Source organism: Xanthomonas sp. NCPPB 3569 (assembly GCF_041475645.2).
Taxonomy (GTDB): domain Bacteria; phylum Pseudomonadota; class Gammaproteobacteria; order Xanthomonadales; family Xanthomonadaceae; genus Xanthomonas; species Xanthomonas phaseoli.
Map to the genome: position 1 here is coordinate 3,215,231 of NZ_CM192969.1, position 13,108 is coordinate 3,228,338.

The window sequence follows — 13,108 nt, forward strand, 5'->3', positions numbered from 1 at the left end:
CCGGCGCGTGCCGCCGGCAAGACGAAGAACGGCCGCTGCAAAGTCGCCTTAGGCGTTGCAGCAAGTGCCACGCCTAAGGATTCGCGGCTGAGCAGGCCGGCACGTCAAGCCGACAGCTGGATATTGCGTGATCGGCAGCGCCGCCGTTGCACTGCTGGCGCTGGCCAGGTGGCTCACATGATGGTCGACGCCGCCGCGCCCCAACAGCTGGCGCCTCGCCCGGCCCTCTACACCCCGCACCCATGACCTTCGACACCATGCCATCCGGCTGGCGAGGCGTAGAGTGCCGGCCACGGCCCCGGCGACGGGGCTTCCCATTGATGCTTCTGGAGTCCTTCGTGATTCGTACACCTCATTTATTGACGCTGACCCTGGCCGTGGCCACCGCCCTGAGCGGTTGCAAAAAGTCCGAAGACGCCGCTCCCGCGGCCCCGGCGGGCGACACCGCGGCCACCACCCCGGCGGCGCCCAAGACGCTGACCCTGGACCAGAGCAAGCTGCCGGCAGTGAACCAGTTCACCGCGGCCGACCTGGACCCCAGCAGCAACGCCTGTACCGATCTGAACGCCTATGCCAATGCCAAGTTCCTGGCCGCCAACCCGGTGCCGAGCGACCGCACCAGCTGGGGCGCGTTCGAGATGCTCGACGAGCGCTCCAATGCGATCCAGCGGCAGTTGGTGGAACAAGCCGCCGCCGACAGCAAGGCCACCGGCGTGGAAAAGATCGTCGGCGACCTGTGGTCGACCGGCATGGACGAAGCCAAGATCAATGCGCAGGGCATCGAGCCGCTGAAGCCGGAACTGGCCGCCATCGACGCCATCAGCGACCAGACCAAGCTGGTCGACTACCTGCGCAGCAGCGCGGCCAAGGGCAACAACGCGCTTTTCGGCTTCGGCGCCGAAGCGGACTTCAAGAAGTCCAGCCAGAACATCGCCTACGCCATGCAGGGCGGCCTGGGCCTGCCGGACCCGGAGTACTACACCAGCCCCGCCAACAAGGCCAAGCTGGAGGCCTACCAGGCGCACGTGGCCAAGGTGCTGGAACTGTCCGGCGTGGCTGCGGCCGATGCCGCCGCGCAGGCCAAGCAAGTGGTCGCCTTCGAAACCCGCCTGGCCAAGGTCTCCAAGACCAGCACGCAGATGTCGCGCGATGCCTCGCTGGCCTATAACCCGATTTCCCCGGCCGAGGCCGACAAGCTGACCCCGAACTGGTCGTGGACCGAGTTCTTCAAGTCGCAGGGCGTGGCCACGCCGGAGATGTTCTCGCTGGCGATCCCCGCCTTCCACCAGGAAGTGAGCAAGATGATCGCCGACACCGACCCGGCGATCTGGCGCGCCTACCTGCGCTTCCACACCGTCGATGGCGCTTCGCCGTTCCTGAGCCAGCCGTTCGTCGATGAGAGCTTTGCGTTCTACAACAAGACCATGCGCGGCCAGAAGGAAATCAAGCCGCGTTGGAAGCGCGTGCTGGCCACCATCAACGGCCAGGCCGGAGAAGCGCTGGGCCAGCTGTACGTCAAGGTCGCCTTCCCGGCCGATTCCAAGGCCAAGATGGAAACCTTGGTGACCAATCTGCGCACCGCGCTCAAGGCCCGCATCGAAAAGCTGGACTGGATGAGCCCGGAGACCAAGACCAAGGCGATCGCCAAGTGGGAAAGCTTCACGCCCAAGATCGGCTACCCGGAAAAGTGGCGCGAGTGGAACGGCCTGAGCACCGGCCGCGACAGCTACCTGGGCAACGTGATGGCGGCGCAGGAATTCAACTACAAGTGGAACCTGTCCAAGATCGGCAAGCCGGTAGACAAGACCGAATGGGGCATGAGCCCGCAGACGGTCAACGCCTACTACAACCCGCTGCAGAACGAGATCGTGTTCCCGGCCGCCATCCTGCAGCCGCCGTTCTTCGACCCGAATGCGCCGGAAGAAATGAACTACGGCGGCATCGGTGCAGTGATCGGCCATGAGATGACCCACGGTTACGACGACCAGGGCAGCCGCTTCGGCGCCGATGGCAACTTCATCCCCGATCCGGGTTGGTGGACGCAGAAGGACCTGGACGCGTTCAAGGCCCGCACCGGCAAGCTGGTGGCGCAGTTCGACGGCTACCGCACGCCGGCCGGCGACAAGGTCAAGGGCGACCTGACCCTGGGCGAGAACATCGCCGACCTGGGTGGCCTGAACACCGCCTACGACGCCATGAAGACCGCCACCGCCGGCAAGGACGACCCCAAGACCGACGGCATCACCCGCGACCAGCGCTTCTTCCTCAACTGGGCCACGGTGTGGCGTCGCAACTTCACCCCGGAAGAACTGGTCGTGCGGCTGAAGACCGACCCGCATGCGCCGGCCAACTTCCGCGCCATCGGTGCGCCTTCAAACATGCCGGCATTCGCCGCCGCGTTCTCGTGCAAGCCGGGCGATGCGATGGTGCGCCAGGGCGACAAGCAGGTCGTGATCTGGTAATTGCGCATTGCTGTAACTGATGCGGGCGGCGATCGAAAGATCGTCGCCCGTTTTTTTGGAGGCAATGCAGTGCAATGCCGGCACGATCGCGCGCTGCGCGTCCAAACGCCCGGACGCACCAGGCCTTGTCCCGTACAGGGTGCACCGGCCGTGCCTGCATCCATCAGGCGGCAATCGCGCGCCCTGCGTTGAACAGCCCTGATCACCGAGGTTTACCGCGCTGTTTGTTCGCTCGCGGGATGGCGTGATGCGGTGTTTCTTCGCGCATCAGGCGCATCTGTGGGCTGACAGTCGGCAACTTAAATGCAAGGCTCAACAAAGCTCACATGCATGCGCCAGCACGGCAGCGCCCGCCTATCCTCGGCGCTCCTTCCCGCGACTTTCCTCCATGTCGGCCATCAAGACTTCGACACTCGCCCTTTCCCTGCTGGTCGCCCTGGGGGGCTGCAACCGCACGCCCGACGATCGCAACGTGCCAATGCCGGCCACGCAGGCGCCCGCAGCAACCGCTCCTGCATCCAGGCCTGCCTTCGATATCGGCGATCTGGATACCGGGTCGGGCGCTTGCACGAACCTGGATACCTTCGTCAATGCCAAGTGGGCCAAGGCCAATCCGATCCCACCCGACAAGACCAGCTGGGGCGTGTTCGACGAACTGCTGGAAAAGAGCCTGGCCACGCAGCGACAGATTATCGAAGCCGCCGCAAAGCAGGCAGACAAACAGGCCGATCCCCTGACCCGCAAGCTGGGCTTGCTGTACGCCTCCGGCATGGATGAAGCCGCCATCGAAGCAGCAGGCGACCAGCCCATCCGTCCGCAGCTGGAAGCCATTGCCGCACTCGACTCCAGCACCGCGATTGCCGACTACATCACCAAACGCTACGCAGAGGGCGACGCACTCGTGTTCGAGTTCGGTGCCGGCCCCGATTTCCACAAGGCTGAGCAGCAGATCGGCTTTGCCGGGGAAGGTGGCCTGGGCCTGCCGACCAAGGACTATTACACCGCTGCGCAATACGCTCCCATCCGCGCAGCCTACCTCGCCTACATCGCCAAGTCGTTCGAACTCACCGGCAGCGATGCCGACACGGCCAAACGCCAGGCAAAGGACGTCATGACCCTCGAATCGCGCCTGGCTGCTGCATCGCTTGCACCGACCGACGCCCGCCAACCCAAGAATCAATACCACTTCCTCAGCGTTGCCGATGCCGACAAGATCACGCCGCACTTTTCGTGGACAACCTTCTTCGCCGCGCAGGGCGTGGATGTCGGCCCCGGCTTCTCGCTGTCGCAACCGCGCTTTTTTGCAGCATTCGACCAACAACTAGCCACCGCGCCGGTGGCGCAGTGGCAGGCATATCTGCGCTTCCACACCATCGATGACGCGTCCAGGCAGCTCAGCAAGGCGTTCGTCGATAACAACTTCGCCTTTTATGGAAAGACGCTGTCCGGGCAGCCCGAACAGCGGCCGCGCTGGAAGCGCGTCCTTGGTGCGGTCAACGTCGCCATGGGCGAAGGCCTGGGCCAACTGTACGTCGCCAAGGTCTTCACGCCCGACACCAAGCAACGCGCCGCCGAATTGGTGGACAACATCCGCGCCGCACTCAAGACGCGAATCGAGCACGTCGACTGGATGAGCGAGCAAACCAAGGCCAAGGCCTTGGCGAAGTGGGAAACCTTCCTGCCCAACATCGGGTACCCGGACACGTGGCGCGACTGGTCCGGGCTGGATATCGTGCCTGGCGCGTATTACCGCAACCTGCAGGCCGCGGCGAAGTTCAACTACCACTACGACATTGCGCAGATCGGCAAACCCACCGATCGCAAGCGCTGGACGATGACGCCGCAGACGGTCAACGCGTACTACAGCCCCCAGACGAACACCATCAATTTCCCGGCCGCCATCCTGCAGCCGCCATTCTTCGATGCCAACGCGGATGACGCGCTGAACTACGGCGCGATCGGCGCCGTCATCGGCCATGAGGCGTCGCATGGTTTCGACGATCAAGGCAGCCAGTTCGATGGTGCGGGCAACAATGTCAATTGGTGGACCCCGCAGGATCGCAAAGCCTTCGAAGCACGCACAGATTTGCTGGTCAAGCAATTCGACGCCTATGTGCCGCTGCCGAACCATCCAACCCTGCACGTCAACGGCAAGCTCACCCTGGGCGAAAACATCGCCGATCTGGGCGGCATCAACATTGCCTACGACGCATTGCAAACCGCATTGCGTGCGCATCCCGAGCGCGCACAGGCGATCGATGGCTACCGCCCGGAACAACGGTTTTTCCTGGGCTTTGCACGTAACTGGCGCGAGCGGGTCCGCGAGCAGCAGCAACTGGTCTATCTGGCTTCCGACCCGCACTCGCCCTCCAACCTGCGGGCCATCGCCTCGCCCTCCAACATGCCGCAGTTCGCCCAGGCGTTCTCCTGCAAGGCAGGCGATGCGATGGTGCGCCCGGACAAGGACCGCGTGGTGATCTGGTAAGCGACTGCAAGGGCTTCCAATGCGACACCTCCGTACAGGCCCGCACGCGCGGGCCTGTCACGTTCATGCAAACGGCCGTTAGCGAGGACGAACGGCAGCAGGCGCCTGCCTGCACGGCCCCCGGCCTTGCTAAACTCCGCCGACTTCAATCTGGCCACCCTTCTTCTCGATGCCCACCATTCGTCCGCTTGCCCTCGCTCTTGGCTTCAGCCTGATCTCGCTGCTGTCGGCCCCCGACGCCGACGCCGCTCGCAAGAAGAAGGCCGCAGCGCCCAAGGCTCCGGCCGTCTCGGCGGCCTGCACCAATTTCTACGACTACGCCAACGCCAGCTGGCTCAAGGCCAACCCCGTGCCGCAGGCCGGCGCCGTCACCGCGCTGGGTCAATTGTCCGAGCGCGCCCTGCAGCAGCAGCGCGAGTTGCTCGATGCATCGATGAAGTCCCCGCAGGGCAACGTGCAGAAGCTGCTCGGCGATTTCTGGGCCAGCGGCCTGGACGAAGCGGCTGTCGAGAAGGACGGCTCCAACCCGATCGCCCCGCTGCTCTCGCGCATCGACGCGATCAAGAAGGCCAAGGATGTGCCCGCTTCCATCGCCGCGTTGCATCAGGTCGGTATTCCGGTCGGCTTCAATTTCGGCCCGGACGTGGACCTGAAGGCGCTCGATCGCCATATCGGTTACTTCATGCAGGGCGGCATGGGCCTGCCCGACCCGGCCTTCTACACCCGCACCGACGCCGACACCCAGGCGCTGATGGGACGCTACCGCGCGTACGTCAAGCAGATCCTGGCGCTCACCGGCACCGCCGCCGACAAGCTCGACGCCGACGCCGCCTCCGTGCTGCAGATCGAAACCGCGCTGGCGCGTAGCGCGCAGTCGGTGCAGGGCATCAACAACCCGTTCAACAACTACGCACCGATCGCCACCAAGGAACTGAGCAAGCAGTACAAGAACCTGCGCCTGGCCGACTTCCTGGAAGCGCAGGGCGTCAAGGACGACCTGGTGTCGATGGCCGACCCGGCCATGTTCAAGCAGCTCGACAGCATGATCGTCAGCATCAAGCCGGACCAGTGGAAGGCCTACCTGCGCTGGCGCGTGGGCGATGCGATGGCGCCGTACCTGTCCAAGAGCTTCCACGATGCCGAATACCAGTTCCGCGGCCGTCTGCTGCGTGGCGATGCGGTGCCGCCGCAGCGTTGGCAGCAGGTGCTGGACGCGATCAACGTGGCCGCCGGCCCGATGCTCGGCCGCGAGTACGTGTCGCGTAATCTGAGCAGCGACACCCGTCGCCAGGCCGAAGCCATCGCCGACCAGGTGCGCGATGCGCAACTGGCCGCGCTGGAGCGCACCGGTTGGGGCAACGGCGAGGTGGTGGCCGAAGCCAAGGCCAAGCTGGCCGCGATGAAGATCGAAGTCGGCGCACCGCGACGCGACCCGGATTACACCGTGCAGCCGATGGGGCGCGGTAGCTTCGGCGGCAATATGCTGATCGCCTCGACCTGGCGCCACCGCGAAGAGATGAAGCGCATCGGCAAGGGCAACGCCGACCGTCGCTGGGACGTGCTGCCGCAGCAGCCAGCGGTGGCCTACGACATCGCGCAGAACCGCCTGATCGTCACCGCCGCCGTGTTGCAGGCGCCGGTGTTGACCACCGGCGGCACCCAGGCGGCGCAGTACGGTGCCTACGGTGCGCTGGTCGCACACGAGATCACCCGTGCGATCGATGCCAAGGGCTCGCTGGTCGATGCCAAGGGCCAATTGCGCAGCTGGTGGACGCCGGCCGAAAAGGCGAGCTGGACGATGCTGACCAACAAGGTCGCCACGCAGTTCTCGGCCTACCCGTACCCGGGCGTGCCCAACGCCAAGGTCAATGGCGCGCAGACCGCCGAAGAAAACCTGGCCGATCTGGCCGGCGTCGAATTGGCCTGGCAGGCGTTCAGCAAGGCGCAGCCGGCAGCCACCGATGCCGACAAGCAGGCCTTCTTCACCGCTTGGGCCGGACTGTGGGCGCAGCAGTTGTCGCCCAACGAAGCGGTACAGCGCGCAAGCGCCGACATCCGCGCACCGGGCCAGTGGCGCACCAACGGCCCGCTGTCCAACTTGCCGGAATTCGGTGCGGCCTTCAGCTGCAAGGCCGGCCAGCCGATGCAGCGCGTGGATGCGGACCAGATCAAGATCTGGCGCTGATAGCTAGCGGGTGGCAATGAAAGAGAGCGCGGAATCCGCGCTCTTTTTTTGTGTGCATCGCCTGCGAAATTCCGTAGGAGCGGCCCCGGCCGCGACGGGCAATATCGATAGAGTCTCATCGCGGCATGGGCCGCTCCTACGGGTCATGCGGTAACCGCGCACTTTCAACGTCGCGCGCAATCCAACCAACCACCGTGTTGTGCGGATAATGCATTTACCCGCCCTCTGATGTCCCGCCCAATCCAGCTCAACCAATCCCATGAGCGCCGCGGGCTGCGATAAGGCATTACCGATAAGCCTCTTCGTGGCCGGAACCGCTCCCCGGATGCAAGACGTCCAGCACCGTGCCGTTTAGCTCAACGCACCACGCGCAACGGCGGCTTGCGCCCTTTGCGGCCGCCCTTGCCACCGCCGAATGGCGACTGGCCACGCCAGTAGCGGATCATCAGCCAGCCGAACAGCATGCCGCCCAGATGCGCGAAATGGGCCACGCCAGGCTGCCAACCGGTCGCCCCGAGCACCAACTCGATCGCGCCGAACACGATCACGAACGTCCGCGCCTTCATTGGAATCGGCGGGAACAGCAGCATCACGCGCTGGTTGGGGAACAGCATTCCATACGCCAGCAGCAAACCGAACACGCCGCCCGATGCGCCCACGACCGGCGCACCGCTTTGCGTGAACCAGGCCATCAACAACTGGCACAGGCCGGCGCCGGCGACGCACACCAGGTAGTAGGTCAGAAAGCGCTTCTGGCCCCAGGTCTGTTCCAACGGCGCGCCAAACATGAAGAGCGCCAGCATGTTGAAAAACAGATGGTTGAAGCCGCCATGCAGGAACGCGTAGGTCAGCAGCTGCCACGGCATGAAGCTGGCGCCCGGCGAAAACGCGTCGAAGCCGTTGGACAGCGGCCACAACATCAGCCACGACAACACGCTGTCCGATGGCAACACGCCAGCGCCCAGGTCGCCCACCGCCCATTGCAGCAGGAACAAGCCGATGTTGGCGATCAGTAAGGCTTTGGTGATGGGCGGCAGTTGAGGCATGGCGGCTTCCTTCGGAATGCTGCCGATGATAACGGCAGGCTTATGAAGGCCCCCACACGGCCGCGTCCAAGCGCTGCGCGGCACTGGCACGACGCACACGGCCCCGTTCCACCTGGACGCCCTCGGCGCGCAGGCGCTGGCATTGCTCCCGGTAGCCTGCCGAGCCATCGGGCAAGGCAATTCGGCCATCGCTGCGTAAGACGCGGTGCCAGGGTAGCTGCGGGTCGTCGTTGCCGCTGAGCACGCGTGCCACCAGCCGCGCACGGCCCGGCAGGCCGGCGCGCTGGGCAACTTCCCCATAACCGGCGACTTCGCCCACGGGAATGGCGCGGATCACCTGGAGAATCCGCAGCCGCGCCTGCTCGCCGGACAGTGACTCACCTTTGGAGGCGTCACGAACAGGCACGCTGGCAGTGCCGCGCGCGGCTAGATGGCGAGATCTGGACATCGCGCAAGCATGCCAGCTGACGGGGCTAGATGTGCGCGTGCGGATCGCCCTGTAGGCGAAGGGAACGTTGCAACCCCTCCCCCCGGGAAAGGGTTGGGGTGAGGGTACGGGCGCCGCAAGCAACCGCTCAGGCAACGCGACACCCCGTCATTGCCCGGTTCAAATTACAAAACGCTTTGAACCATCGGATCGAGCTGGATCGATGACTCGCCTGTGCCGAGGCCTGTCACGAGGGCAGAGGCTTCGATCCTTCCCCGCATCGATACGCCGCCCCCGTCGGGGAGAGAAGGTGGCGCGCAGCGCTGGATACGGCTACGGCTGCAACGGCGATATCCCAGCCGGGCATCGATCAAGGCATCGCCTCATTCCGCCACATCGCAACCAACCACCGGCAGCGGCAGCGACGCCACCGCGCACCAGCCCTCAATGCATCAACACAATCTCTTCGGACGAGGTGGGATGAATCGCCACGGTCTCCTCGAAGTCCCGCTTGGTCGCGCCCATCTTTACCGCCACTGCAAAGCCTTGCAGCATTTCGTCGGCGCTCTCACCCAAAAGGTGCACGCCGACCACCCGTTCTTCTTCGCCCACGCACACCAGCTTGAACAGACTGCGCTGCGGCGCGTCGGCCAGCGCGTGCAGCATCGGGCGGAAATTGCTGCGGTACACGCGCACCGCGCCGTTGTAGCGCGCACGCGCCTGCTCTTCGGTGAGCCCGACATGGCCGAGCGGCGGGTGCGAAAACACCACGCTGGGCACGTTTTCGTAGTCCATGCGCGCATCCGGTTGGTGACCGAACAGGCGGTCCATCAGCTTGCGCCCCGCCGCAATCGCCACCGGCGTCAGCCCGACCTTGCCGCCCACATCGCCGATCGCGTGAATATTCGGCACGTTGGTGGTCTGCCCGTCGTCCACCACCACTTCGCCCTTGTCGCCAAGCGCAACACCCACCGTGTCCAGACCCAGCCCGGCGGTATTGGCGCGACGGCCCACCGCAAAGAACACCTTGTCGAAGACGTCGTTGCCCTGCTCGCGCGGATGCACGGAATGCCCATGCACGCGCAGCGCACCGTGCAGATCGCGCTCCAGTGCGGTGGTGGTGAAACCGAAGTGCAGCCGCACGCCCAGATGACGCAGGTTGTCGGCCAACTGCAAGGTCAGTTCCGCATCGAAGCGTTCCAGCAAGCGCTCGCCCTGCACGAACAGATGCACGCGGCTCCCCAAGGCCTGCAGCAGCCCGGCGATTTCCACCGCGATATAGCCACCGCCGATAATCGCGACCTGCTCGGGCGCATGGCAGAGGTTGAAGAAATCGTCGGAGACTTCGCCATGTTCTGCGCCCTGCACGTCCGGGCGTAACGGGTGTGCGCCGGTGGCGATCACGATGTGCTCGGCGGTCACCGGCACGCCGTCGCTGCCCATGACGGTATGGCGGTCCTGCAGCACGCCACGCTGCGGGATCAAGACCACGCCATCTTCATTGAGGCGGCGTCGATAACTGGCGTGGATGTTGGCGATGTACCCATGCCGATGCGTAACCAGCTCCTGCCAGGCCAAGGTCGGGCGCGGCAGATCGAATCCCAATGCGCTGGCCAACTCGATCTTGCCGGCCAGATCGGCTGCCAGCCACATCGCCTTCTTCGGCACGCAACCGAGATTGACGCAGGTGCCGCCCAATTCGGAGGGCTCCATGATCGCCACGCGCGCGCCATGTCTTGCTGCGCGAAATCCCGCCGCAAGCCCCCCGGAGCCGCCGCCCAGAATCACCACGTCGTAGTCGTAACGCGCACTCATGCGAAACGCTCCGCCCGGTAAGGATGCGGGTCCAGCGCGGGTGCGCGGCCCGTGATCAGGTCGGCCATCAATTGTCCGCTTGCAGTGCTCATGCTGATACCGAGCATGCCATGCCCGGCTGCGAGCCAGACGTGAGGATGGCCCGGCACCGCGCCCAGGACCGGTACATCGTCCCAGGTCATCGGCCGCCAGCCGTACCAGCGCTCGATCACCGCAGGCCCGCAGGGCGCCTGCAGATAGTCGGTCGCTGCACGCTCCAACGCAGCCAGGCGGGTGGCGTTGAGCTGCGTATCGCGTCCGGAAAATTCCATCGTGCTGCCGATGCGCAGGCGCTCGCGCCACGGCACCACGAACACCCAACGGTCCTTCAACACCACCGGGCGGCGCGGCATCAGATGTGGCGCGCTGTAGGTAATCGAATAGCCCTTGCCGGCCTGCACCGGCAGGCGCAAACCAAGTTGCGCCGCCAGCACCGGCGACCATGGCCCAGTAGCGATCACCACCTCGCGCGCACGGCGCTTGCCGTGCTCGGTCTGCACGCAGCTGCCAGCTCCATCGGGCACGATCGCCTGCACCCGGCAGTGCGCATCGATCACCACGCCACGTGCGCGCAGCACTCTCGCAAGCTCTGCGGTGTATTGCTCCGGGCGCAGATGCGCATCGCCCGGGAAGTGGATCGCGCCGGCGATCCCATCGCGAAATGCGGGATCCTGGCGTACGTAGTCCGCACCCTCGATGACCTCCGCCCGGATACCCCACTGCGCCAGCAGCGCGCATTCGTCGCGGTATTGCGCAAAGCGGCGCGCATCGCCAAACACGTAATCCAAACCGTCATTACGAAACTCGCACTCCAACCCGTACCGCGCCACCCACGCGTCGAAGCGCTGCCGCGCATCGTGCAACAGCGCTGCGCGCGCCTGTGCACTGGATTGCCAATCGCGTGCATTGCAGCGCCGCGCAAAGCGCAGCAGCCAACGCCACAACCCCGGATCCAGACGTGGCGGGATATACAGCGGCGCATCCGGGGTGAACATCCATTTCAGTGCCTGCGCAATCATGCCGGGCGCCGCCAGCGGCGGTGCATGGCTCGGCGTGATGGTGCCGCAATTGCCATAGGAGGTCGCCGCACCGGGCGCACCGGCATCGAGCACACGCACCTGCCGGCCCACGTCGACAAGTGCCAGCGCGGTGGCCAGGCCAATCGCGCCCGCACCGATCACCACCACATCATCGCCACTGCCGTGCATGCAGGCGCTACCCGGTGCGCCCGGTGCCACGCCACATCGGCGGCACCTGCAGATAGGTCGCGCTGCGCCATAGCCACTCCATCGGCCCGAAGCGGAACCAGTGCAGCCAGCACCGGCTCAGCAGTACCTGCAGCGCGAACAGCGCCAGCGCGAACGGCAGCTGCCACACCCGCGGCAGCTGTTCGAAATAGCCCAGCCCGTAGCCATAGAAGATGCCGGTGCAGACCAGCGATTGCAGCAGATAATTGCTCAATGCCATCCGCCCCGCTGGCGCAAGCCATGCCAGACGCGGTGCCAGGCGCACCACCCATGCGGCATAGCCCAGGCACATCAACGGCCCTGCAATCAGCGACAGCGCGAAGGCGCCGGACAGGCGCAGGTCCAGCCGCGCCGGATCGATCCACGGCTCCAATGCATAACTTGCCAGCATCACGCCCAGCCCGAGCGGCAACACGCCATAGCGCAACGTCGCAAACACGCGTGGGAAGCGCTCGGGCGTGGCGATCGCACCGCTGCGCACGAACCAGCTGCCGGCCAGGAACATGCCGAGCATGGCCGGGCCGTTGATGCTGAGGCCGGTCATCGCCTGCTGAAAGTCATGCCAGCGCTGCACCGTCGCCTGCAGGTAGGTGCCGCTGCCGAACGCGGCGCGCTGCGCCTGCACATTCGCCAGCGCCTGCTGCGCGGCGTCAGCCATCGCCGCTTTCCACTGCACCGTCGCCGCAGGATCGGCCTGCGCCAACTCGCCTGCCACCCCGTACAGCAGGGTCAGTCCGGGTGCGCACAGGTACACGAACGCAGCGAGCCACGGCAGCGTCATCGTCGGCACGTTGCGCGCACCGAGCAGCAGCAACGCCAGCAGGGCATAAGTCACCAGGACATCGCCAGACCACACCAGCAATGCATGGGCAAGCCCGATCGCCAACAGCCCGAGGGTGCGGCGCAGATACAGGCCGAAGAACGCGCGCCCGGCGCGCGCGGCGCGTTGCGCCATCACCGCAAAGCCCATGCCGAACAACAGCGAAAACAGCGTGTAGAACTTGCCTTGCACGAACACGTAGACCAGCGCATCGGCAACCCGGTCGGCGCCATGCCAATGCGGCTCCACGCCGGTCATGGCCAGATCGAGCGGCCCGACAAAGGCTTCCATGTTCATCAGCAGGATGCCCAGCAGCGCCACGCCGCGCAGGACATCCAGCACGACGATGCGCTCTGTCGCAGCAATGGGGAGCAGCACGTCGCGGGATGTCATCACGGCTCAGGCAACCAGATGCGGCGGCACGCGCCGCAGAATGCAAACGGCCCACCAATGGGGTGGGCCGTCAGGAACAGCAATCATGCACGCACCGCGGCAACCCACACGCATGGCCCGATCTGCGCGCAGCCTGCATGCGCCACCGTAGCGCCGGATGAGCGGCCTACGTCAGTGGCGCGCAGACGT

General features: G+C 65.4%; 8 protein-coding genes. 3 read left to right on the forward strand and 5 right to left on the reverse strand.

The window, feature by feature from the left end; genetic code table 11:
- Positions 1–320: 320 nt before the first annotated feature.
- The 3 genes from ACCQ03_RS14045 (at position 321) to ACCQ03_RS14055 (ending at position 7,132) form a co-directional block, all read left to right on the forward strand.
- Positions 321–2,462, forward strand: coding sequence for a M13 family metallopeptidase (locus ACCQ03_RS14045; RefSeq protein WP_244664217.1), 2,142 nt, complete (start codon positions 321–323; stop codon positions 2,460–2,462).
- Between the two features lie 388 nt (positions 2,463–2,850).
- Entirely contained in the window at positions 2,851–4,947 is a 2,097-nt protein-coding gene (locus tag ACCQ03_RS14050; RefSeq protein ID WP_150146585.1) for a M13 family metallopeptidase, read from the forward strand.
- Positions 4,948–5,116: 169 nt separating this feature from the next.
- On the forward strand, positions 5,117–7,132 hold the full coding sequence (locus ACCQ03_RS14055) for a M13 family metallopeptidase (protein WP_209227856.1): 2,016 nt from the start codon (positions 5,117–5,119) through the stop codon (positions 7,130–7,132).
- Between the two features lie 356 nt (positions 7,133–7,488).
- On the opposite strand, the gene ACCQ03_RS14060 is transcribed toward ACCQ03_RS14055, so the two are convergent.
- From ACCQ03_RS14060 to ACCQ03_RS14080, 5 genes are all read right to left on the reverse strand, one after another.
- Positions 7,489–8,178 carry a rhomboid family intramembrane serine protease gene (locus tag ACCQ03_RS14060; protein ID WP_017156378.1) on the reverse strand — a complete coding sequence of 230 codons (690 nt, stop codon included), beginning with the start codon at positions 8,176–8,178 and terminating at the stop codon, positions 7,489–7,491.
- A 40-nt stretch (positions 8,179–8,218) separates the two neighbouring features.
- Complete coding sequence (locus tag ACCQ03_RS14065) at positions 8,219–8,626, reverse strand: MGMT family protein (protein ID WP_057678834.1); 408 nt, start codon at positions 8,624–8,626, stop codon at positions 8,219–8,221.
- A 423-nt stretch (positions 8,627–9,049) separates the two neighbouring features.
- The gene (gorA, locus tag ACCQ03_RS14070) at positions 9,050–10,420 is read right to left on the reverse strand and encodes a glutathione-disulfide reductase (RefSeq protein ID WP_057678835.1); all 1,371 of its coding nucleotides are present in this window, start codon (positions 10,418–10,420) and stop codon (positions 9,050–9,052) included.
- A complete protein-coding gene (locus tag ACCQ03_RS14075) occupies positions 10,417–11,697 on the reverse strand; it encodes an NAD(P)/FAD-dependent oxidoreductase (RefSeq protein WP_209227865.1) in 1,281 nt (426 codons plus the stop codon). Before ACCQ03_RS14075 ends, gorA begins: the two co-directional genes overlap by 4 nt.
- Positions 11,675–12,919, reverse strand: a complete 1,245-nt coding sequence (locus ACCQ03_RS14080; protein ID WP_150146591.1) for a DUF418 domain-containing protein — start codon at positions 12,917–12,919, stop codon at positions 11,675–11,677. Before ACCQ03_RS14080 ends, ACCQ03_RS14075 begins: the two co-directional genes overlap by 23 nt.
- Between the last annotated feature and the right edge of the window lie 189 nt (positions 12,920–13,108).